This window comes from Gracilibacillus marinus (assembly GCF_042651725.1).
Lineage (GTDB): Bacteria > Bacillota > Bacilli > Bacillales > Amphibacillaceae > Gracilibacillus > Gracilibacillus marinus.
Window position 1 is genome coordinate 1,443,238 of the sequence record NZ_JBHSDV010000001.1, and the last position, 21,580, is coordinate 1,464,817.

At 35.1% G+C, this 21,580-nt stretch carries 26 protein-coding genes and 1 pseudogene; 25 read left to right on the forward strand and 2 right to left on the reverse strand.

All coding sequences use genetic code 11. From position 1 onward, the window contains the following. The first annotated feature begins 7 nt into the window (after positions 1-7). The 23 genes from ACFOZ1_RS06760 to ACFOZ1_RS06870 all read left to right on the forward strand — a co-directional run bounded on the left by ACFOZ1_RS06760 (position 8) and on the right by ACFOZ1_RS06870 (position 19,429). A complete protein-coding gene (locus ACFOZ1_RS06760; protein WP_390197458.1) occupies positions 8-1,147 on the forward strand; it encodes a phage portal protein in 1,140 nt (379 codons plus the stop codon). A gap of 5 nt (positions 1,148-1,152) precedes the next feature. Then, positions 1,153-1,917 carry a head maturation protease, ClpP-related gene (locus tag ACFOZ1_RS06765; RefSeq protein ID WP_390198094.1) on the forward strand — a complete coding sequence of 255 codons (765 nt, stop codon included), beginning with the start codon at positions 1,153-1,155 and terminating at the stop codon, positions 1,915-1,917. 25 nt (positions 1,918-1,942) lie between these two features. Then, positions 1,943-3,136 (forward strand): phage major capsid protein, encoded by a 1,194-nt coding sequence (locus tag ACFOZ1_RS06770; protein ID WP_390197461.1) that lies wholly within the window; start codon positions 1,943-1,945, stop codon positions 3,134-3,136. Positions 3,137-3,193: 57 nt separating this feature from the next. After that, positions 3,194-3,475: a phage gp6-like head-tail connector protein gene (locus tag ACFOZ1_RS06775; protein WP_390198097.1), complete on the forward strand. Its 282-nt coding sequence runs from the start codon at positions 3,194-3,196 to the stop codon at positions 3,473-3,475. 1 nt (position 3,476) lies between these two features. Then, a complete protein-coding gene (locus ACFOZ1_RS06780) occupies positions 3,477-3,845 on the forward strand; it encodes a head-tail adaptor protein (protein WP_390197463.1) in 369 nt (122 codons plus the stop codon). Then, complete coding sequence (locus ACFOZ1_RS06785; protein ID WP_390197466.1) at positions 3,842-4,234, forward strand: hypothetical protein; 393 nt, start codon at positions 3,842-3,844, stop codon at positions 4,232-4,234. Before ACFOZ1_RS06780 ends, ACFOZ1_RS06785 begins: the two co-directional genes overlap by 4 nt. 1 nt (position 4,235) lies before the next feature. Continuing rightward, positions 4,236-4,637 (forward strand): hypothetical protein, encoded by a 402-nt coding sequence (locus ACFOZ1_RS06790; protein ID WP_390197469.1) that lies wholly within the window; start codon positions 4,236-4,238, stop codon positions 4,635-4,637. Positions 4,638-4,648: 11 nt separating this feature from the next. Continuing rightward, complete coding sequence (locus ACFOZ1_RS06795) at positions 4,649-5,263, forward strand: major tail protein (RefSeq protein WP_390197471.1); 615 nt, start codon at positions 4,649-4,651, stop codon at positions 5,261-5,263. 3 nt (positions 5,264-5,266) lie between these two features. After that, positions 5,267-6,331, forward strand: coding sequence for a hypothetical protein (locus ACFOZ1_RS06800; protein WP_390197473.1), 1,065 nt, complete (start codon positions 5,267-5,269; stop codon positions 6,329-6,331). 5 nt (positions 6,332-6,336) lie between these two features. Then, positions 6,337-6,699, forward strand: coding sequence for a phage tail assembly chaperone G (gene gpG, locus ACFOZ1_RS06805; protein WP_390197476.1), 363 nt, complete (start codon positions 6,337-6,339; stop codon positions 6,697-6,699). A gap of 62 nt (positions 6,700-6,761) precedes the next feature. After that, positions 6,762-6,884 carry a phage tail assembly chaperone GT gene (gene gpGT, locus ACFOZ1_RS06810; RefSeq protein ID WP_390198100.1) on the forward strand — a complete coding sequence of 41 codons (123 nt, stop codon included), beginning with the start codon at positions 6,762-6,764 and terminating at the stop codon, positions 6,882-6,884. Positions 6,885-6,900: 16 nt separating this feature from the next. Then, positions 6,901-10,425 (forward strand): phage tail tape measure protein, encoded by a 3,525-nt coding sequence (locus ACFOZ1_RS06815; RefSeq protein ID WP_390197479.1) that lies wholly within the window; start codon positions 6,901-6,903, stop codon positions 10,423-10,425. Next, positions 10,418-11,833, forward strand: coding sequence for a distal tail protein Dit (locus tag ACFOZ1_RS06820; RefSeq protein WP_390197482.1), 1,416 nt, complete (start codon positions 10,418-10,420; stop codon positions 11,831-11,833). The genes ACFOZ1_RS06815 and ACFOZ1_RS06820 overlap by 8 nt, the downstream gene beginning before the upstream one ends. Positions 11,834-11,847: 14 nt before the next feature. Beyond that, complete coding sequence (locus tag ACFOZ1_RS06825) at positions 11,848-15,240, forward strand: phage tail spike protein (RefSeq protein ID WP_390197484.1); 3,393 nt, start codon at positions 11,848-11,850, stop codon at positions 15,238-15,240. A 10-nt stretch (positions 15,241-15,250) separates the two neighbouring features. Continuing rightward, a complete protein-coding gene (locus tag ACFOZ1_RS06830; RefSeq protein WP_390197487.1) occupies positions 15,251-15,556 on the forward strand; it encodes a hypothetical protein in 306 nt (101 codons plus the stop codon). After that, positions 15,557-15,685 carry a CD1375 family protein gene (locus ACFOZ1_RS06835; RefSeq protein ID WP_390197489.1) on the forward strand — a complete coding sequence of 43 codons (129 nt, stop codon included), beginning with the start codon at positions 15,557-15,559 and terminating at the stop codon, positions 15,683-15,685. Continuing rightward, complete coding sequence (locus ACFOZ1_RS06840) at positions 15,682-16,101, forward strand: DUF1617 family protein (RefSeq protein ID WP_390197491.1); 420 nt, start codon at positions 15,682-15,684, stop codon at positions 16,099-16,101. Before ACFOZ1_RS06835 ends, ACFOZ1_RS06840 begins: the two co-directional genes overlap by 4 nt. Continuing rightward, positions 16,098-16,322: a hypothetical protein gene (locus tag ACFOZ1_RS06845; RefSeq protein WP_390197492.1), complete on the forward strand. Its 225-nt coding sequence runs from the start codon at positions 16,098-16,100 to the stop codon at positions 16,320-16,322. Before ACFOZ1_RS06840 ends, ACFOZ1_RS06845 begins: the two co-directional genes overlap by 4 nt. A 66-nt stretch (positions 16,323-16,388) precedes the next feature. Next, entirely contained in the window at positions 16,389-17,051 is a 663-nt protein-coding gene (locus tag ACFOZ1_RS06850) for a DUF4145 domain-containing protein (RefSeq protein ID WP_390197494.1), read from the forward strand. Positions 17,052-17,068: 17 nt separating this feature from the next. Further along, complete coding sequence (locus ACFOZ1_RS06855) at positions 17,069-17,224, forward strand: hypothetical protein (RefSeq protein WP_390197497.1); 156 nt, start codon at positions 17,069-17,071, stop codon at positions 17,222-17,224. Positions 17,225-17,305: 81 nt separating this feature from the next. Continuing rightward, positions 17,306-18,064, forward strand: coding sequence for an FRG domain-containing protein (locus tag ACFOZ1_RS06860; RefSeq protein WP_390197499.1), 759 nt, complete (start codon positions 17,306-17,308; stop codon positions 18,062-18,064). A gap of 94 nt (positions 18,065-18,158) precedes the next feature. Further along, positions 18,159-18,581, forward strand: coding sequence for a phage holin family protein (locus ACFOZ1_RS06865; RefSeq protein WP_390197501.1), 423 nt, complete (start codon positions 18,159-18,161; stop codon positions 18,579-18,581). Positions 18,582-18,583: 2 nt separating this feature from the next. Further along, positions 18,584-19,429, forward strand: a complete 846-nt coding sequence (locus ACFOZ1_RS06870; protein WP_390197503.1) for an N-acetylmuramoyl-L-alanine amidase — start codon at positions 18,584-18,586, stop codon at positions 19,427-19,429. Positions 19,430-19,500: 71 nt separating this feature from the next. Here the strand turns inward: ACFOZ1_RS06870 and ACFOZ1_RS06875 are convergent, their stop codons facing one another. Beyond that, positions 19,501-19,827: a YolD-like family protein gene (locus ACFOZ1_RS06875; RefSeq protein ID WP_390197506.1), complete on the reverse strand. Its 327-nt coding sequence runs from the start codon at positions 19,825-19,827 to the stop codon at positions 19,501-19,503. A 147-nt stretch (positions 19,828-19,974) separates the two neighbouring features. On the opposite strand from ACFOZ1_RS06875, the gene ACFOZ1_RS06880 reads away from it, so the two are divergent. Further along, positions 19,975-20,208: a hypothetical protein gene (locus ACFOZ1_RS06880; RefSeq protein WP_390197509.1), complete on the forward strand. Its 234-nt coding sequence runs from the start codon at positions 19,975-19,977 to the stop codon at positions 20,206-20,208. A 28-nt stretch (positions 20,209-20,236) separates the two neighbouring features. Here ACFOZ1_RS06880 and ACFOZ1_RS06885 read toward each other — a convergent pair. Further along, positions 20,237-20,347: pseudogene (locus tag ACFOZ1_RS06885) on the reverse strand (hypothetical protein); the annotation flags it as partial. 158 nt (positions 20,348-20,505) lie between these two features. On the opposite strand from ACFOZ1_RS06885, the gene ACFOZ1_RS06890 reads away from it, so the two are divergent. Beyond that, positions 20,506-21,531, forward strand: coding sequence for a DNA/RNA non-specific endonuclease (locus ACFOZ1_RS06890; RefSeq protein ID WP_417398452.1), 1,026 nt, complete (start codon positions 20,506-20,508; stop codon positions 21,529-21,531). The last annotated feature ends 49 nt before the right edge of the window (positions 21,532-21,580 follow it).

Consider the following 21,580-nt stretch of genomic DNA (forward strand, 5'->3'; position numbering starts at 1 on the left):
ATAAAAAGTGGGATGGTTGAATGATGTATTAAAGCGTAACAGTGAATTAGAATCTTTGTTTGATTTAGACCTCATCAATGAAACACATCACAGAGCCTATTTAAAACAAATGGCATTAGAAACGAATATTAATTTTATTGGTAGGACAATAAGTCAATCAGATTTCAGAATAATGAATGATGGGAAACGTCAAATAAATGATTGGCACTATCTTTTGAATGTCAGACCAAATACTGATCAAACAGCTGCAGACTTTTGGCAAGATTTTATTTATAAATTAATTGATGAAAATGAAGTCCTGGTTATTCTAACTGACAATAATGATTTACTAATTGCGGATGATTTTGACAGGATAGAATATGCTGTTTATTCAGATGTATTTCAAAACGTTACGGTGAAAGATTATACTTTTAAACGTAGCTTTCGAATGGATGAAGTAATACACCTCACATATAACAATAAAAAACTAGCAAAGTTTATGGATGGAATGTTTAAGGATTATGGTGATTTATTTAGTAGGATGATAGAAATTAGTATGAGAAATCATCAGATTAGAGGAACTGTAGGAATAGAAGCAAGTGGGAAATTAGATCCTGAACAACAATCGAAATTACAAAATTTCATCGATAAACTATTCTATTCTTTTAGGAAAAACACAGTTGCACTTGTGCCAAAGTTAAAAGGTTTTGATTACAACGAAGTCGCACACGGTGACAACAAAGGACAGTCAATTGAAGAGGTAACTAAATTAAAAAGATCCTTAATTGATGATGTTGCTAATATTCTTGGTATACCTAACGCCTTAATTCACGGTGAATTATCTGAATATGAAACAAGTATGAAAGCCTACGTAAAATTTTGTATTGCTCCATTAATAAAGAAAATAACTGATGAATTGAATGCAAAATTAATTGATAAAAATGATTATCTAAAAGGGGATAGAATAGAAGTGAGAGGTGTTACTGAAAAAAGTGCAATTGATAATGCTAACAATGCTGACAAAATGGTTGCCAGTGGAGCGTGGAGCAGGAATGATGTTAGAGAAAAATTTGGAGATGAGCGCGTTGATGATCCGCGAATGGATGAGTATGTTATTACGAAAAATTATCAAACTTTAGATGAACTTGAAGGAGGTGAGAATCAGTGAATGAAATGGACTTCTATAGAATTTTTAAGAATCAAAATTATGTAGAACAATTAAAGAAAATTCCACAAAATTTCAAAGTGGAACATGATGAAGAAAGTAGCACTACCGAAATTACGATTTACGGTGTAATAGGAACATCATGGTGGAATGATAGTTTTTCAGCAAGTGATATTGATGCAGCTATAAAGGAAGCAGGTACGAATGACATTATTATCAATTTGAATAGTCCAGGTGGAGATGCATTTGATGGTATATCCATTTTCAATCGTTTAAAACGACATGAAGGAAAAGTAACTATTCATGTTGACGGTTGGGCGTGTTCTGCAGCATCTGTCATTGCAATGGCAGCAGATGAATTATATATGGGCCTTGGTTCTATGTTGATGATTCATGAAGCTAGTAATATTGTATGGGGTACAAAAACCGATATGAGAAAACAAGCAGATGTGCTTGATGAATTAGAAGAAGGAATTATCGACATTTACATGACTAAAGCAAATGTTACTCGAGAAGAAATTCGAGAAAAAGTAAATGCGGAAACTTGGTTTAGTGCGAAAAAAGCTGTTGAGATTGGTTTTGCAAATGAAACTACAAAAGAAGAAAACAACGAGCCAAGCAATGCAAGTAACATGACATCTACTATGTTAAATGAAACTCAAAAGCTTGAAATCATCAATGAATTAAAAAGTATTCTAAATTCAAATAATCAAAACAATGAACCTAATTTACCTGAACAAATACAGGTGAAACAAAAAGGGTTCATTTTTTAATTCAAAAAACAGGAGGAATATACAAATGACAATCAAATTAAAAGGCAATATGACGAATTTTGAAGTAAAGAAAGAAGAGTATATGAGCGCAATCAAAAATGAAGATACAACAACAGAACAGCGTGAAACAGCTTTTAATGAAATGTTTGCAGCATTGCAAAATGATTTGACAGAAAAAATCACAAATGAAGCTCGTAACGAAGTGCATGACGCTCAAGTTTTAGCTGCGCGTGGTCAAAACGTGTTAACTACTAAAGAACGTAAATTCTTCAATGAAGTAATTGCGAGTGGTGGATTTGATGAAGATACGATTCTACCAGTCACAACTCAAGAACGTGTATTCGAAGATTTAAAAACAGAGCATCCATTATTAGAAGCAATTGGATTAAAAGATCTTGGTGCGATTACTAGATATATCTATTCTGATGCGAATAAAGCTTATGCTTGGGGAGCGCTGTTTGGAGAAATCAAAGGTCAAATTTCTGCAGCATTTAGAGAAGAAAAAATTGAACAGTTAAAACTCACAGCATTCGCGGTTATTCCTAAAGATATGTTAGAACTTGGTCCAGAATATGTGGAGCGCTATGTACGTACTGTTTTAGTTGAATCTTATTCTGTAGGATTAGAATATGGCCTTGTGAATGGTCGTGGACCCGTACAAAGTGAACCAATTGGATTAATGAAAGATGTTAGTGAAGAAGGTGCGGTAACAGATAAAGTATCATCTGGTTCATTAACTTTTGCGCCATCTGAAAAAGGCGAAGTGGTTGCGAAAGAGTTAGGTGGAGTTGTAGTTTCATTATCAAAAGATGCGAAAGATAAAGCGCGTAAAGTTGCTAACAAAATTGTTATGCTGGTAAATCCAGTTGATGCTATTAAAGTTCAAATTGGTAACACGATCCAAACACCAAACGGACAATGGGTGACAACACTACCTTATAACATTTCTCCAATGGAATCAGAAGAAATTCCGGAAGGTAAAGCACTATTTTTTGTGAAAGGTGCATACTTGGCTGCTATTGCGGGTGGATATAAAATCAATAAGTTTGATGAAACATTAGCAATTGAAGATGCGCGTTTATATACAATGAAGCAGTTTGCGAATGGTAAGCCAAAAGATAATAAAACAGCGTTAGTGTACGATTTAAATATCGACATGAATGTTAGCACAACAACCACTACAACAAGTTCAACGACAACAACTACAACTGGAGCGTAATGGGAGGTGATGTGATTGAACATCACACCAGAATTAATTCAAGAATTTAAAGATCGTATGCATCTATCTCATGATGAGGATGACAATTTAAAAAGATTGTTGTCCTTTTCTATATCTGCTATTAAAAGTAGTTGCGGAGAGTTTGACATTTACGGAACTACTGATATAGACAACATGGCAAAAGAATTGGTTTTTGAACGTACTCGATACGCCTATAATGATGCGGTTGAGTATTTTGAAGATAACTTTCTTGGTGAGATTACAGGATTATCTTTAGATATTGAAATGAGACGAATGGATGAAGAAACAACTACCACTACCACATTAGGAGGTGGATAAGTTGAGGACATTTCAATATAAACCACCTCGTGTGCATTCCGGGGAATTAAGAACGCCTGTTATGTTCTATAAATATATTCCTAAACCAGGTCCAGAACCAGGAGAACAAGAGGAAGATATTTTATATGAATGTATGGCGAAAATTGACCAAGTATGGATGAAAGATGTCGAGTTAGCAAAATCAAATGGAACATTATCTGATATTACTATTACCATTAGAGATCCATTAGATGATTATATTCCAACTGACAAACATTATATTGCTATTGACCATCCTCATTATAGGAATAACAGATACAACGTGAAGCATGTTCAACCGGATCCACAAAACAACAGATTTATTAATATCATGGCGAGGCAAGTAAAATGAGTGTAAAAATTAAAGGATTACCAAAACTGTTAGCAGAGCTTGAACATAGGTTGGGTCAACAAGCAATGCAAAAAATAAGTGACAAGGCATTACTTGAAGCAGCTAATGAATTTGTTAAGGTTTTAAAACAAGAATTTGAAAGTTTTAAAGATACAGGAGCAAGTATTGAGGAGATAACGATAACGGGGCCTATTTGGGAAAAAGGTGTTCGAATTGTCAAAGTACACTGGAAAGGTCCACATGACCGTTATCGAATTATTCACCTTAATGAATGGGGAACAATCAACAATCCAAATCCTCCTGGTAAAGGGGCGATTGCGAGGGCGTTAAAGAATAGTGAAAGTGCCTATTCTAATGCAGTCAAAAAAGCTTTGAGAGGTGGTCTGTGAAGTGGATATATTAAACATGATTTACGAAGCACTTATTGCAGACACTTATATTGCAGAACAAACGTATGATGATTCCATTAACGATTATAGGATTAAGTTTTATGAATACCCAGAAACAGGTGATGTGCTGAATCCTCATATTGTGATTGATCCAATAGATACACCAACACCTAGCCAATATGCGGATGACCAATGGACAAAGTTAGATTTTTTATTACAAATTGACGTGTGGAGTAGAAATAGGGAATTAACAGACACATTAGCAGATAAGATTCGTAATGTGATATGGCATACATTTGGTTTTAATCAACGTGCAGGACCAAAAGAATATGACCAAGGTGTTTACCGTGATGCTAGAAGGTATCGCGGTTCTTTGTATAGAAAAGATTTTAATACAATTTAGGAGTGATAGACATGACAGAAGAAAAAAATTATCGTGCATCCACTGGTGTAGACGAGTTTCACTATGGAATTATTGGTGATGGATTGGTAGCAGATGCAATTGAACGCGTGAAGTTTTTGCAAAATATTAACGTAGAAATGCCACAGGAAATCGTAAGAGCTTATGGAGATAATACAACAGCAGAAATGGCAGTATCAAGCGGAAACGTTTCTGTGACATCCGATTTTCATAAAATTCCTATTGAAGATAAACAAAAATTGCTAGGTTGGGAAAAGTCAGCAGATGGATTAACAGGTACCGGATCTAACGATAATCCACCGTATGTTGCTTGTGTGTTTGCAAAAACGTATGAGGATGGCCATAAAGAGTATGTTGGGCTTCCGAAGGGCATATTTACTAGACCAAATATAACTGGAGCAACCAAAGGAGAAAGTACAACTTTTTCTACAGAACAAATTGTAGCTCAATTTATGGATCGTAATGTTGATGGATTTGAAAAAGATCACTCTGTAATTTTTGCTGAGGACCCATCAGGCTCAACTACCCAACGTGATTTATTATTTCAAAAAATATTCGGGCAAACCTATCCAACGACAACAACTACCACAACTACAACTGGAGCATAGAAAATGAAGTTCATACTTTGTCAACCAGCCATTAATCGGTTTAAGTGGGAATTAGAAGTGTGCATAACCAGACTGAAGAAATTAGGTATTGATGACATTGTCCTCTTGTTTGCGCAGGAGGACAATTCTATTCCTCTGTACTTTTCAGAAATGTATGAAGTAGAAGTTCATGTCTATGATGACCGTGAAAGAGATAAGACTTATATTCCATCTGTTAAACCATTCTTATGGATGAAGTATTTAGAAGAAGATCGTTCTCGTGAAGAAGAAAGTTATTTTTATTTAGATAGTGATGTCTTACTAAGAGAAATACCAAAAGTAAGACCTACTAAAAAAACATGGTATGCATCTGATTGCACGAGTTACATTTCTAATGACTATATCGATAGCAAAGGTGACACCTTGCTTGAAGATATGTGCAATAAGATAGGAATTGATTATGACTTAATCAGAAAAAGTAATCCTATTGGTGGTGCGCAATGGGTAATAAAACAACCTACCTTTGAGTACTGGAAAAAAGTATATGAAGATTCTCTTAAGCTCTATCGCTATTTATCTGATATTGAAGCAGAATATATTCAAAATAACGATAAAGATTACATGCCTATACAAAAGTGGACAGCTGAAATGTGGGCGCAGTTGTGGAATGTGTATCATTTTGGAATAAACGTGAAAGTACCTAGTGAACTAGATTTTTCATGGCCGAATCATGATAGAACGTCTTATTATGAGAAAAAATTATTCCATAATGCGGGTGTAACTACACATGATAAAGACTTATTTTTCAAAGGTCAATACGTGAATAAGTCTCCATTTTATGACGATTTGTCACATGTGAATCCAGAAAAAGCATCCTATGAATACGTGTTAGCGATAAAGGAGGTAACGAACATGGTCAAATATATAGCACTTGAAACATTTCGCGATTTAGAAGACGACAAAATCTATGAAAAAGATAAACCATTTCCTAGACCTGCAAATAAGAAGATCAGTAAGGAAAGAATTGAAGCATTATCAACTAATAAAAACCAAGCAAATAGACCGTTGATTAAAAAAGTAGAGGGGTAATACACATGGCAAACTTAAAAAGAAATATGTTAGAACTCGTAAAAAATCCAGAAGGAGTATTGAATGGTGACGAACCAGAAATCGAAAAAGTATGGACACCTGCATTTATTCCGTTAAAAGTGGCTAGAAATGCTGTTGAAGTTTGGTATCAAATAGAGTCAGACGAAACAATGTCCGAAGGAGATAAGTTTGATAAAATTGCTGATTTTGTGGCCAATGAAGTATTTGCTGGAAAGATTACAACAGATGATATTTATAATCGACTACATGCTCCAGGAGGACAAGATGTATTAAAACAACAACTTATCTTTGTAGCACAAGGACAACAATCAGATGAAACAAAAAACTTCCTGGCGAAGAAAAGTTAAAGGATGAGGACTTTTCTATCGCTAAACAAGCAGAGTACTTAGATAAACTCATCCTCAAGTTGATGAAGAATGGTAAAGACATCAACGAGATTTTAGAAATGCCTATTCATTATGTTATCCAATTAATGCAAGACAAAAATAAACCAAGAGAAGAAAAATCACTTATCAAAGCTTTTGGTGGATAAGAAAGGAGGGAACCACATGCCTGAAAAAATAGAAGGTCTTTCCATAGAACTTGATTTGGAAACAATGAAAATTAATTCAGGATTAAAAGATTTAAAATCACAATTGACGGTTGTTAATAGCGAAATGAAAGCTAATATGTCTGCTTTTGATCGTAGTGATAAATCTATCGCAAAATATGAAACTCGCTTGCAAGGATTAACGAAAAAATATGAAGTACAAAAAGCTGTTGTTGATAGTTCTAGAAAGACCTATGAAAAGATGGTAGCGGAATTTGGAGAAGGTTCAAAAGAAGCACAAAAAGCTGCAAAAGAATACAACAATCAAGTTGCTTCCATGAATAATTTGAGTCGTTATATTAGTCGAGTAGAAAAAGACTTAGAACAACTAAGAGAAGACCAACGCATTGCCAACTCTAATTGGACAAAGATGGGTGACCATTTAGACAAAGCAGGCAATAAAATGAAAGTATTCGGCGACAAAGTAACAGATGTAGGTAACAAAATGACTACTACTGTTACACCAGCAGTACTTGGTGTTGGCACAGCTGCAGGACTAATTGCATCTAACTATGAGGATTCTGCAGTAAGAATTCAAAATTCCTTGGGTCTAACTGCAGAAGAAGCTAAGGAATTAACGGATATTTCTCGAAATATTTATAAAAATGGTTTTGGAGAAAGTGCAGCAGAAATCGATCATGCTTTGTTGCAAGTGAAACAGAACATACGTGATTTAAATAGTGAGGATTTAGAACGAATTACCGAGAAAGCATTTCTACTAGCAGAAACGTTTGAATCAGACCTAAATGAAGTCACTAGAGCAGGAAATAATGTGATGAAGGGTTTTGGTATAGAAGCAGATGAAGCCTTTGATTTGATGGCTAAAGGTGCGCAAAATGGATTGAATTTCTCGAATGAGATGTTCGACAACCTAAGTGAGTACTCTACTCTATTTGCAAGTATGGGATTTTCTGCAGAAGAGTATTTTGAATTGTTACAAAAAGGTACAGATGCAGGTATTTACAACTTAGATTATATCAATGATGTAATGAAGGAATTTCAAATTCGTGTGAAGGATGGTTCTGATACCACATCAGATGCCATGGAGCTATTGTCTAAAGAAACACAAGGAGTATGGAAAGAGTTTCTAAAGGGCGATAAAACAGTCAAAGATGTGTCTAATGCAGTTTTAAAAGAATTAGAAGGCATGGATGACCAAGTGGTTGCTAACCAAGTTGGTGTAGAACTTTTTGGTACTAAATTCGAAGATCTTGAGTCAGAAGCTATGTACTCTTTAGGTGGCATTGGTGATGGTTTAGAAGATGTCGAGGGTACTATGGATGAAATGACAAAGAATGCCGAACGTTCTATATCACGCGAATGGAAAGCTACCTGGAGAGAAGCGAAAGAAGTTTTATTACCAGTTGGTGAAACATTACTTGAGTTTACAAGAGAAGTTTTGCCAGATGTAAAAGACGGCATTGAAGATGTAACAGAGTGGTTTTCTGAATTGGATGAAGAAGGTAAAAGAAACATTCTTATGTTTGGTGGAATTGCAGCAGCTGCAGGTCCTGTTTTATCTGTAGTTGGTGGTATCAGTTCTGGAATTGGTGGATTAATGAAAGTTACTGGTGGATTATCCAAGTTATTAGGAGTATCTGGCGGTGCAGGTTTACTTGGACGTATTGGTTTATTGGGTGTAACTGGTGGTCCTGTTGGTTTAGCTATAGGTGGAGTTGGGTTATTATCTGCAGTAATTTATACATTAAGTCAAAATTCTAAACAATCGACAGAGGAAACATTACAATCCATTGAAGCGCGAAAACAAGAAATCGATACATTAGATGGTCTAATCACACAGTATGAAGAATTACAATCTAAAAATAAATTATCTACAGATGAAGTATTGAGATACATGGATATAGCTAGTGAATTAAAAGAAGCTAAGACTGAGGAAGCTATTGTTGCTCTAAAAAAAGAGCAGGAGAAGTTACTAGAAAAATCAACTCTCACAAATAAAGAAATGGAAGAGTTCTTAAGACTAAATGGTGAAATTGTAGATAAGACTCCTACCTCAGTTCAAGCCATTTCTGAACAAGGAAACGCCTATGCAGGTGTTATAGATAAAGTCAAAGAATTGAATGAAGTTGAAAAAAATAGATTGATTGATGATACGTATGAATCAATCAAGGAAGGCTTAGACGAACACAAACAAAGCTTAGAAGAGCAACGAGAAATACAACGAGAAATAAAGGACTTAGAAAGTGAAAGATCAAGTTCTTTAATGAGTGTTTTAGACTACAATACTCAAATTCAAGAAAAAGACTTAGAAATTGCAGCTATTAAAGACCAAATAAATAGAGCTAATAATGATGAAGCTATTAAACTTAGTGAAAAATTAGTATCACTAGAAGATGAACGATTGTTGTTAGATTCTATTCGAGACAAACACAACCGCGAAATCGAAAAATTAGACACCAAAATATCTAAAAAGAACGAATCATTAGACACTACTAAACAAGAGATTGAATCTTTCGAAATGCTCTTAGGAGAATATGAAGCATTAATCTTGAATCAAGTTGGATTGAATGCAGAAAGAGGAAATGGTTTAGAAGCATTAGATCAAGAAATAGCCAAGCAATTAGAAATAAGAAATGGGCTAAATGAGCAAAAAGACGTTGGCGAGTTAACCACAGCTGAATACAACAAGCGCGTTCAAGAAGCGCAAGATGAAATTGATAAATTACGTGAAGCAAAGAAAGAGTTACAAAATATTAATACCATAGCTGATACGAATGTGTTTAAGGAAAGAAATTCTGATATTCAAGCGCAGAACAAAAGCCTTGATAAAGTTAAATCTAATGCCACGGATATAAATAGTTTGTTAGGCAAGGACATAAGTAAGAGTGTAACTATTAATCCGAGTCCTAGTATTTCGAGTTTAAATGAAGATTTGAGATCACCAGTGACCAGGAGAGTAACTGTAGAACAAGTTTTTCAAAATGCAAATAATCCTTTTGGTAATCCTGCTAATAACGCAGATGGAACAAGCTATTTCAATCATCCTAGTGGTTTATCTTGGTTAGGAGAAGAAGGTCCCGAATTAGTTCGACACGGTAATAAATGGGCCATGGCTGATTTTGGGTTGTATAGTGTGCCACGAGGTGCACAAGTATTTACCAATGATGAAACAAATTCGATTATGACATCTTTATTAGATATTCCTAAACTAGCAACTGGAGTAAGTCCTAGTGGTGAAGCAGATAGAATTGTGAACATGTTAAGAAATAATTCTTTCAACAAACTTCTAGCTATATTAGGAAAAGAGAGTGCAGAGACTACAAGAACTACAGAATCGAATTATGTTACTAGCTACATCAAAGATTTACTCAGTGCAACGTTGGAGCAGAATCAAATTTTAAGTCAGTTACTTGCTAAAGATCATAATACTTATATCGATTCCTATGAGTTGGCCAGAACGTTGGAAGCACCTATAACTGAAATGCAAGAAATGAACAAAAAAGTGAGGGATTCTTTTGCCTAATTATATTTCGTTTAAATTTAATGGAATAAAAAAAGATTGGTTGTATATTGAACGTGGGCGAAGAAAGGCTCCATTTGCTCCAAGAAGAAGAAATATAATATCTGTATCAGGTTATCCAGGAGGATATCTAGAATCAACAGACATTGAACCCTTATCCATTATACAACCCATTGGATTTAAAGTGACAAGTGATGAAGAAGCACTAAGTAGAGCAGATGAACTAGCGAACTGGCTTATTACAGATGAACCTGTACCATTAGAATTTGATGATGAACCAGGTCGTATTTATTATGCGGTGGTCCAAAATACACTGGATGACTTTGAAAAGATAGCTACTTTAAGAAGTGGTTCTATTCAATTCATCTGTCCAGATCCACATAAATACGGACCAGAATTAGAAGCAATATTTTCAAGTGATGTAACGAATGTCACGGTTAATGGAACTGCACCAACAAAACCAGTTTTTGAGTTAGAAGTATTAAACCTTACAACCTTTGCTATGATACAGAATCAATTAGGACAGTATATGATGATTGGTAGACCATCCTCTCTAGATGACAATATTGTGGAACCATATACGACAATATTACAAGACACTTGTTCTAGTACTGTAGGTTGGACAGAAGGAAATGATTTAGTAGACGGTATAAAAACAGGAAGCATACAATCAAATGATGGGAAAATTAGAGCATTAGATTATGGCACTGGACCTGCTTGGCATGGCCCAGTGGTCAAAAAAAGTTTATCCGAACCAGTACAAGATTTTAATATACAAGTGATGATTAACTTTAACGAAAACATAGCTGACAATACAGGACGATTACAAATATCATTACTAGATGTTAATAATAATGTGATTGGTATGTTGTCGTTTTTTGATACCTATCCAAAATACTTTGATAAGGTTGGCCGCGCCGAAATTGGTAATCAATTATTAGTATCAGATCGTAACGAGAATTGGAGTAATACTTTTGTTGGACGATTAACTTTACAACGAAAAGGACAAGAAATTGTCGCGAAGATACAACAATATAGAAATGGTAAATTTATCGACACAATTGAAGGGAAATTTATTGACTATCTAAATCAACATCAAACACCTATTGCGCAAGTGCAATTACATTTTGGGGCATATGGAGAAAACACAAGGCCATTTATGGCAGTTGATAATATACAAGTATTACAAATCAATGACACCACTAATGCCGTACCTTATATCGTGCAAGTTGGAGATTTAATTACTTTTGATCATAGGGATAAATCTATTTTAATTAATGGAGAGCCAAGAAAAGACATCAAGCAATTTGGTGCTACTTATTTTGATTTGCAACCAGGTGACAATCAATTAGTAGTGATGCCAAGTGATAGCTTTCACACGAAAGTGAAATACAGAGAAGCATACAAGTAAGGGGGTGATGACGATTGATACACATTGCAGACCACCAGACAGACATAATCTTAGACGACATTACGGAAGATGAATTTTGGCAAGACAATCATTTTAAATCGCTTGTAAATATGCAAGAAACATTTAATTTTGTTACGTTTGCCGATAAATCATTTTCGGAGTTTTTGTCTAGGCGTAATCGAATCATTATACCTGATGAAGATGGGCAATTGATAGAATTTGTTATTACCAACACAAGGAAATATCGCGCAAATGGCGCCTTGAAATGTGACGTTTACACATCTGCACATTATGTTACGTTGCAAACTGCAAAAGTTATTCAACCTCATGTCACAGGTGCAGATAGCGCAGAAACACATGCTATTAACGCATTAGCAGGTACCGAATATGAAGTAGGTACTGTTGCATTTAAAGGTGTACGAACATTCACATTTGAAGAACACACGAATCCATATAAGTATTTAAAGAAGATTGCAAGTGAATTTGACTTGGAATTGCATTTCCGCTTGGAATCAGATGGCACGAAAATAATTAAGAGATACGCGGATTTAGTCGAACGTGTAGGGACTTGGCAAGGAAGAGAAGTAGAACTCGGTAAAGATTTAGAAGGAATTGAACGAAAAGAAGATTTTTCTAATATTGTTACAGCTTTAGTAGGGTTAGGACCAATTAGGGAAGATGGCACAAGGTTAGAAGTAGTAGTTGAAAACGAAGAAGCCTTACAACGGTGGGGTAGAAATGGACAACATATCATTGCGCCTTACGAACCACAATCTACTGATTTAGATATGACCGAAGCGAGATTAATAGAGTTGACGGAAAATGAATTAGAAAAGCGTATTAACAGTACCGTGCAATATAAAGCAGATATTATCGATTTAGAAAAGGTAATTGGATTAGATCATGAAAAAATACGTTTTGCCGACATAATCAAAATAAAAGATACGAAGTTTAATCCACCTTTGTACCTTGAAGCAAGAATACACACGCAAGATAGGTCTATCAAGCGCAAAGGCAAAAAGACTGTGGAGCTTGGAGACTATATCGAATACACAGAAGAACAGGTCAATGCAATTTGGAAAACCTTGCAACAACAAATAGCAAATAAAATAAGCATGACGGAATTAACGGAAGCAACCTACACCAAAACCGAGATTGATAGCAAAGATAATGTAGTACAAAGTAATGCAGCAACAGATGCAAGCAACAAAGCGAATCAAGCAGAAACCAATGCAAAACAACATGCCGATAGTGTGGCGAATGATGCAGAAACAGCTGCTAAACAACATGCGAATCAATTAAAAGCGCAAGTGGATGCAGAGTTGTTAAATAAAGCAGGATTAGAATATGTTAATGGGCAACTTGCATTGAAAGCTGATAGTGCATTAGTCAATAGCATAAATAACACGGTAAGTGACTTAGAAACTACCACTAGTAATTTACAGCAAGCTGTTATTGATAACGCAGATGCATTAAGTGCGCAAGGCGGTAGAATTACAACCGTTGAAACAGATTTAAATACGGTTGAAGGGCAATTGTCTGTTGCTATTACTGATTTAAGTAATTTAGAAGGTACCGTGAGTAGTCAAGGCACACAAATCAATGCAAATACGAGTGCAATTAACTTAAAAGCCAATCAAAGTGAATTAGATACAGTAAGTGGTAATGTATCCACTTTAAGTGGCGAGTTAAATGTATTAGCTGGACAAGTAGAGTTAAAAGCAAGCCAAAGTGCATTAGAGAATTTAGAAGATGATGTTACTAGCGTAAGTAATCAAGTAAGTAGCTTACAAGTAAGTGTAAACGGCATTACTGCAGATGTGAGTAGTCTTGAATCAACAGTAAATGGTCATACAACGGATATATCTAGTTTGAACGGTCAGTTAACCGTGCAAGCAGGACAAATTGCTAGTAAGGTAGATGCAACGTATGTGACAGGTGCGATAAGTGATATAGCAATTGGTGGAAGGAACTATTTTGTTATTAAAGACGCACTTGAGGATACATTACTTGCGTGGGCATCTGGTAATCCGTCACCTTCGACGGGAGCATTAACAAGTGGTTTTATGCCAGTTGAGTTGAATGCCACTTACTATGTGTCGCCTGTGAGAACTGACCAACTCTTTTATTATGATATTAATAAAGTGCATATTAGTGATTACAGTAATATGACAGGTGGTACAACAATTCAAATTCCTAATGATGAAAGAATCGCTTTTATGCGAATTGTTTTTAGAAATAACTTTTTAGATGGAAGAACTAAGGAAGAAGTTGAAGTTAAGGTTGAAAAAGGCAACAAAGCCACAGACTGGACACCAGCACCTGAAGATGTGCAATCTGAAATTGATTTTGTTTTCAATTATGCCGAATCCGAAATCAATCAATTAGCAGGACAAATCAGTTTAAAAGCCGATTCATCCACCGTTAATAGTATCAATACTCGTTTATCAAGCGCCGAGATAGATATAAACGGCTTGGAAGGTGCCATTACATCAAAAGTAGAACAAACAACATTCAACGCATTAGAAGGGCGAGTTGATACAGCTGAGTCTACTATCACACAACATAGCAATCAGATTAATTTAAAAGTAGATAAGAATGGCGTGATTTCCTCTATTAATCAAACGGCAGAAGCTATTAAAATACAAGCATCCAAAATCAATCTTGTTGGTGCGGTTACAGTTTTATCAGATATCACTGGTAACTTAGGTACGATTAATGCAGGTGTGATTAATGGAGCGACTATTAATGGTTCTATTTTTAATCAAAACGGTACGAATGGAACCATTACTTTAGGAAATAATGGCCTAATATTTGAAGGAATTAATTCTAGTATTGAAATGAATGTGGAGACTACATCTGGATTTCATGGTGATATTGCTTCATTAGTTTTTAGAGATGGTAACGGAACAAGAGCCATGGAGATTTTTCAGTATTATACGGACGCCACAATAAGAACTAATAGAGGATTAGTTTTAGAAAGTGGAGATCTTGGTATTTCGTTAGATGCAACAGCTATAAGTGGTTCAATTTATGGCGTAGATATTCGAGGGGGATTAACTGTATCAGGATTAAGTGAACTAGAGCAACCAACTAGACAACCCTTACCTTTGTATAACGGATGGAAACATATTGGAAATCCTTTCTTAACACCAAGCTATTGGAAAGATAGCATGGGTGTTGTTCGATTGCATGGAACTATTGATGGCGGAAATGCATCGAATGGTACTTTAATTTCTATTTTACCTGTAGGTTATCGACCAGCTGGCACGGAAATTTATACAACTACTTCTAATAATGCCTATTGTCGAGTTGATGTTCTTGCTAATGGTGAAGTACGAGTGCAAAGAGGAGGGAGTAGTGCCTTTATAGCTTTATCCAATATAAGTTTTAAAGCAGAAAATTAGAGGTGGTTTGATGAATGCTTGTTTTGAAATAAATTCAAATGGTGAAATAGTGGAATATTTATTTTTGAGTGATAAAGATATTTATAATGCGAGAGCAAACGGTCGAATTATTATAACAAAAAATTGGATTAATCAACGCTTGTTTATGCCAAAATGGGACTTTAAAAACGAAATATGGATTGAAGGTTTGACAGAAGAAGAAGTAAATAAATTTGAAAATCAAATAATAGAACATCAAGAAACCACGTCTGAATCAGAAATGAACGCAATAGCCATTATGGAATTAGCCCAAATAGTATATGGAGGAGGTGGGTAGATGTTGGCAATGTTATTTGCGACTTATGTTATCAGAGGAAAATGGTCATATGAAAATGTTCCGACAGAATTAAAATCTGACGTAGATGCTATTTTAATCGCAGAAGGAAGAGAGGATTTGATTAAATGAAACTAACAATCGAAAACATTAAATTATCAGGAGCAATTAGTGTGTTAGATAAATTAGTATTAGTAGGATTACCATCTGTCCATCGTACACGATTAAGCACTCAATTATTAGAAAAATTGAAGCAAGTGGCAGAGGAAGAAAAGAAGTTAAAAGAAAGCTATGCGAAGAAAGATGATGCCGGTGAAACAATTATTGTCGATGGAAAATATCAATTTGAAGATGGCGATCAAGAAAAAGTAGTACAAGATTTAGAAGCATTTTATAAGGAAAAAGTAGTGATTGATAGTGGTGACAATCCAACGTATTTAAAATCAGTGAAAAAAGCATTAGAAGAATCACAAGTAGCATGGAGTGGTCAACAAGCCTATGACTATGCGTACTTATATGAAGCATTTGAGGGAGGTGAACAAGAATGAATATACAAATCACAAATGTAAGCATGCGTTATGCTGAAGGTGAAATAGAATCTGTACAAGTGCATTTTAATGGCCATAATGATGACCGTACGATTAATATTAATGGGTACATCCCACTTACTGCAGAACAGTATGCAGGTAATGAATCGGTTACAGCTTTACAAGCAATTGTAAGACAAGAAGTAGCGAATAAAATAGTACAAGATACAAACGCTGCATAAGCGTTATTTTTTATGCAGGAATTTCCTCTTTTATGTCGTATAATGATATAAAAAGGGGGAGATTTTTTGCCAAGACCAGTTGATGTAAAGTATATAAGCACAACGCATACTGTGTATGTGGATCATTTTCCTTCAGAATGTGGAAGGTGTCATAAAAATGTAGATCCAACTTTTCTTGATGGAGCGTTCGTTAAAGGAGATAGTAAAAGTAGTTTTTTAGAAGCAGCATTTCAATGTACTAACCAAGCATGTAATTCATTAATTATTGGTTACTATATTCGTATTAATGATAAAATGTGCCTTCAAGATCACGCACCAATTAGTCCGGTGAACAAGGATTTTAATAAAGAGATTGAAGAAGTCTCACCAAACTTCATTGAAATTTATAACCAAGCATATTTTGCGGAGCAAAGTGATTTGAAGTTAATATCGGGAATTGGCTATCGGAAAGCACTGGAATTTTTAGTGAAAGATTATTTGATTCATTTAAATCCAGATGATGAAAATAATATTCTAAGAAAGCCTTTAGGTCAGTGTATTCAATCTATTGATAATAATAATATTAAAGAAATATCCAAACGTGCAACATGGATAGGGAATGATGAAGCTCACTATATTAGAAAGTGGGAAGATAAAGATGTCAATGATTTGAAAAGACTCATCGAAGTTACAGTCTATTTTATTTCTATGGATATATCTTCTAGAACTTATTTAGAAGAAATGCCGTAAATAAAGGAGGGGTGGTTATGTCAAATAACACCTTAATAAAGGCAGAAATAGAAGAAGTAATAAAAGTAATAGCTACCATTGGTTCAGGGTTAACTCAAAATGATCCTATAAAAGAAGTAACACAGTATTGGTCAAAGGATGGCCAACTACTGTTTACGATTAAAAACAGTTGAAAGCATCTCATAGTGAGGTGCTTTTTTACTAAATACTTGCTTCTTAACATCCGATATAGGTGGTAAGGAGGGAGAAAATGTATGACAAATATTAGTCAAAACTTCAAGCGTGTTTTAAGTTTAATAAATCAATTTATGACGCATAGTGAAGGAAATATATGGTTTAGAGGACATAGTAATATAGGGGAAAACGGTGAACACGAAGACTATAAGCTTAGTTCCACGCTGTTTAGACGTAGTCAGGATTTAGAGTACATTAGACAGTTAGAAATTAATTACATCTATGAGTTTATGACCAAAGGGTATAGTCTTCATCAAACAAAAGATGAATGGGATTTACTTTACATCATGCAGCATCATGGAACTCCTACTAGGCTTTTAGATTGGACAACATCATTATCAGTCGCTATCTATTTTGCTACAAGAAATTGGAATCCGAAAAAGAATACACCTACTATATGGTTTTTGGATCCCGCAAAGTTAAACGAAACATTAATTGATACAACTTTTCTGGAAGTGCCATCAAATTATAATTTCAATAAATATGTTGAAAGAGAAAACCTGCCATCTAGAGCAATAGCACCAAATTATAATTCGAATAGACTAATCGCACAACAAGGTCAGTTTACATTACAAGGAAACACTATAAACGATTTAGAAAAAGAATTGGCGCTTAAGAAAACACATTACACAGACATTTTAGATAAAATTGAATTAACTGAAGATATTTATTATGATGTCGGATCGTTCCTGCACATGAATGGGATTGATGATTTTACAGTATATCCGGATTTAGATGGTTTATCAAAATTAATTAAAAATAGAAAAGGATTTAGATAGTAATGAAAAAAGATCACTGTATGTGGTCTCTTTTTTATTACCCAAAAATAAACAGAGGGGGTCTTACAATTATGAAAAATAAGGAGTGGAGCAGATGGGAGATGTTAATTTGAGCTATCTAGAAGCAGCACATTTTTATTTATTTGGTGGAGTAAAGTTTTTACACTTGTTATTGTTACTCATGGCCTTAGACATTATAACAGGCATTTTTAAAGCTTGGAAAAATCAAAATCTTTGGTCCAGAAAATCATTGTTTGGTTATGCGAGAAAGTTACTTGTATTAGTAGTTATTGTGGTAGCAAATGTTATCGATCAAATACTTGGATTACAAGGTGCAGTCACCTATGCGACTGTGCTTTTTTATATTGCCAACGAAGGTCTAAGTATAATGGAAAACCTTGCAGAAGTAGATGTATTGGTACCACCTAATTTAGCAGAGAAGTTAAAGAATATTGAATCAGGTAATTCAGTGACGAAAGAAATTAAAGAAGAATTTAGCGATAGGGAGGAAAAATGATTATGACTAAAATATATATTGATGCAGGGCATGGTGGAACTGACCCGGGAGCAGTAGGCAATGGATTACGAGAAAAAGATTTAACTCTAGCAATCTCTAAAAAAATCAAGGACTTATTAAATGATTATGACAATACGCAAGTAAAATTGTCACGCACATCTGATAAGACATTATCACTTAATCAACGTACAGATGATGCCAACGCATGGGGAGCGGACTTACTTGTGTCTGTCCATATTAACGCAGGAGGCGGACAAGGTTACGAGGACTTTACGTATAATGGACAATACAAGGGTAAAGAGCGTACAACAGCTTATCAAAACATTATTAACGATGAGGTAGTTAAAGCGACAGGATTTAGTAATCGTGGTAAAAAGCAAGCAAACTTTCACATGGTGCGAGAGTCCACAATGCCAGCAATTTTGACCGAAAATGGTTTTATTGATAATAGGTCAGATGCAGACAAGCTAAAGTCTGATGCTTTTATTAATAAAATTGCACAAGGGCATGTTAATGGCATTGTTAAGATTTTTGGATTAAAAAAGAAATCTGTATCTAAGCCATCTGCAAGCAAAAGTATCGAGCAATTAGCACAAGAAGTGATTGCAGGTAAACATGGCACAGGTAACGCGCGCAAAAAGGCATTAGGTAGCCAATATGAAGCTGTACAAAAACGTGTGAATGAAATCCTGCTAGGTGGTAGTAAGCCAAAGAAATCAATCAGTCAAATGGCAACAGAAGTGATTCAAGGGAACCATGGTAATGGCCATGATAACCGTCGTAAATCGCTAGGTATTAGCCAAGCAGAGTACAATAAAGTAAGAGCAGAGGTTAACAAACGTTTGTAAGTTTTTAAGTGAATAATTGTAATCTATATATTGATTACTTGGGGAGCACCGTGGAAAAGTGCTCCTCTTTTTTATTCCACATCCAATAAATCCTCCATCTTAATCCAATCAATACCATCGGCCACATCTAAATCTAATCTATCATTGTTTATTTTCAGTATAGTTCCTGATGCATGTTTAATTCTTCTATTCGCATAAAAAGTAACTGTTACTTCCTTATTAAATTGTAATGCTTCTTGTATCGTATATTGTATTTCAGTCCATTTATCTTCAGCGACAATTGGCTTTTCTACTTCATCACGTCGTCTATCATGTTCCATTAAAACTTCTACGTGTTCGGGTAACATCATTCTACTGGATTCCCATAATAAATTTGAGCCTATCGATAACTTATTCATAATATACCACCTTTTCGAGAACGTTTGTTCCTATTTTATATTAATTCAACGTAAAAAATCAATAACAAATAATTTACAATTTTTAAGCGGGTAAATAAGTGTTTTTGTCGAAATTAATAAAAGAATAAATTAGAAAGGAGGTATACTATGAGCAGATTCATTATGCAAACAAGATACACTAGTCAGTTAATTATCAGAGTTTATGATAGGCTTTGGGATATAAACTATCTATTGATTGGCCAACAGATTTTCAAAATCGGTGATGATGATAATTTAGGAGAGTTGAATGGATTTATATTTACGAAGTGGGATGCTATTGAGAAAGGCTATTATGAAGTAAGAAATTTTAAGTCCACACAAAAAAGAGCACCTAAATTTTAATTAGATGCCCTAGTTGTATTAACTTCGTTTACGGTAAACTCTCACATGCTAATCCATCATTATCATTTCCATCAAGTCTACGTGGGTCTCCAGGTCCCGATGCTTCTATAAAAGATTGGGCTTCTGCTTGTTTATTTAAATCTCCACAATCTCAATCTGGTCCCGATGTATCGTATTTCAAATTATTATTATTTGTTGTCGGTTCTTCAACAGGTTCAGGAGCTGGCTTTGGCTTAGTGTAATTAGCAACACCTACCAATTTGTAGGTGTTTTTTCTTCTCTATCCATAGTATACTAATGGAAGAAAGGGGAGAGATTAGTTTGAAGAAATACATATTGTTTTTATTATTAATATTTATGTTTGGCTGTACAAACGCAGATAATGCATCCATTGCAGGAGAAGAAAAAGATCCTCAAGAAGTAACAACCGATCAATCAAATGAAGAGACTGCATCAGAAGAAGAAACGGATACCCAAGAAGAAGACAAAACGAATACAAGTGATGCTGAAGAAGAAGAAGAAAGTACTGCGGTTGATGATGAACCAACAGTAGAAGAAACACCAACCGAAACAAAGGATGCCCTGTTTTCTGGATATGAACTAATAGAGGTGGACGGTGGTGATTTATCAGGATTTCGTGAACCTAATGTGGTTGTGGACATTGGATTTGGAGACCGGGAATATTGGGCGTTTACTAATGAATATGGCCAATTAATACGTGTGATTGCAGAAGAAATTATTATACAAGATGATAGTACAGAACCAGTCCTCTCATCTGGCAGATACTTTTCAGATGAAGCGAAAGTGCCAGGTGTCGAAAGTGATGTACTCGATGAAGGACATGTGATTGCAGATTCGCTGGGTGGCGTGTCGAACGCATATAATATCACGCCTCAAGAAAGTACACTCAATCGACATGGTGACCAAGCATATATGGAAGAATCAATTCGTAGTGCTGGTGGAGCCACGAATTTTGAAGCAATTATTACTTACCCTGATACAGAAACGCAAATACCATCAAATTATCAATATACTTATACATTAATGGGTAACAAAATTGTTGATGAATTTGACAATGTGAATCCTGATGAAGTTAACGAATCTTTAGGTATAACAAGTAGCGAGGAAGAAGATCCTTCGGAAGAATCTGGTTCTATCAGTTCTGACAATGAAGGTGATGTTGCCAGTGTGGACACTAACGGTAATGGTCGAGTAACCATACAAGAAGCAAAAGATGCAGGTTTCAGCATGCCGATACATGATGACCATTGGCTGTATAAATATATGGACGATAGAGATGGTGATGGGATGGTTGGAGAGTAAGACTCCATAAACAGCATTTTTTGATGAGCAAATACAAAAAGCACCTACC

What these genes read in the sequence shown, in the direction of transcription:
- ACFOZ1_RS06765 (WP_390198094.1), top strand. Translation starts at nt 1,153, where the DNA reads ATGGACTTCTATAGAATTTTTAAGAATCAAAATTATGTAGAACAATTA.
- ACFOZ1_RS06770 (WP_390197461.1), top strand. Translation starts at nt 1,943, where the DNA reads ATGACAATCAAATTAAAAGGCAATATGACGAATTTTGAAGTAAAGAAA.
- ACFOZ1_RS06775 (WP_390198097.1), top strand. Translation starts at nt 3,194, where the DNA reads ATGCATCTATCTCATGATGAGGATGACAATTTAAAAAGATTGTTGTCC.
- ACFOZ1_RS06785 (WP_390197466.1), top strand. Translation starts at nt 3,842, where the DNA reads ATGAGTGTAAAAATTAAAGGATTACCAAAACTGTTAGCAGAGCTTGAA.
- ACFOZ1_RS06795 (WP_390197471.1), top strand. Translation starts at nt 4,649, where the DNA reads ATGACAGAAGAAAAAAATTATCGTGCATCCACTGGTGTAGACGAGTTT.
- ACFOZ1_RS06800 (WP_390197473.1), top strand. Translation starts at nt 5,267, where the DNA reads ATGAAGTTCATACTTTGTCAACCAGCCATTAATCGGTTTAAGTGGGAA.
- gpG (WP_390197476.1), top strand. Translation starts at nt 6,337, where the DNA reads ATGGCAAACTTAAAAAGAAATATGTTAGAACTCGTAAAAAATCCAGAA.
- gpGT (WP_390198100.1), top strand. Translation starts at nt 6,762, where the DNA reads ATGAAGAATGGTAAAGACATCAACGAGATTTTAGAAATGCCTATTCAT.
- ACFOZ1_RS06815 (WP_390197479.1), top strand. Translation starts at nt 6,901, where the DNA reads ATGCCTGAAAAAATAGAAGGTCTTTCCATAGAACTTGATTTGGAAACA.
- ACFOZ1_RS06830 (WP_390197487.1), top strand. Translation starts at nt 15,251, where the DNA reads ATGAATGCTTGTTTTGAAATAAATTCAAATGGTGAAATAGTGGAATAT.
- ACFOZ1_RS06835 (WP_390197489.1), top strand. Translation starts at nt 15,557, where the DNA reads ATGTTGGCAATGTTATTTGCGACTTATGTTATCAGAGGAAAATGGTCA.
- ACFOZ1_RS06840 (WP_390197491.1), top strand. Translation starts at nt 15,682, where the DNA reads ATGAAACTAACAATCGAAAACATTAAATTATCAGGAGCAATTAGTGTG.
- ACFOZ1_RS06845 (WP_390197492.1), top strand. Translation starts at nt 16,098, where the DNA reads ATGAATATACAAATCACAAATGTAAGCATGCGTTATGCTGAAGGTGAA.
- ACFOZ1_RS06855 (WP_390197497.1), top strand. Translation starts at nt 17,069, where the DNA reads ATGTCAAATAACACCTTAATAAAGGCAGAAATAGAAGAAGTAATAAAA.
- ACFOZ1_RS06860 (WP_390197499.1), top strand. Translation starts at nt 17,306, where the DNA reads ATGACAAATATTAGTCAAAACTTCAAGCGTGTTTTAAGTTTAATAAAT.
- ACFOZ1_RS06865 (WP_390197501.1), top strand. Translation starts at nt 18,159, where the DNA reads ATGGGAGATGTTAATTTGAGCTATCTAGAAGCAGCACATTTTTATTTA.
- ACFOZ1_RS06870 (WP_390197503.1), top strand. Translation starts at nt 18,584, where the DNA reads ATGACTAAAATATATATTGATGCAGGGCATGGTGGAACTGACCCGGGA.
- ACFOZ1_RS06875 (WP_390197506.1), bottom strand. Translation starts at nt 19,827, where the DNA reads ATGAATAAGTTATCGATAGGCTCAAATTTATTATGGGAATCCAGTAGA.
- ACFOZ1_RS06880 (WP_390197509.1), top strand. Translation starts at nt 19,975, where the DNA reads ATGAGCAGATTCATTATGCAAACAAGATACACTAGTCAGTTAATTATC.
- ACFOZ1_RS06890 (WP_417398452.1), top strand. Translation starts at nt 20,506, where the DNA reads ATGGAAGAAAGGGGAGAGATTAGTTTGAAGAAATACATATTGTTTTTA.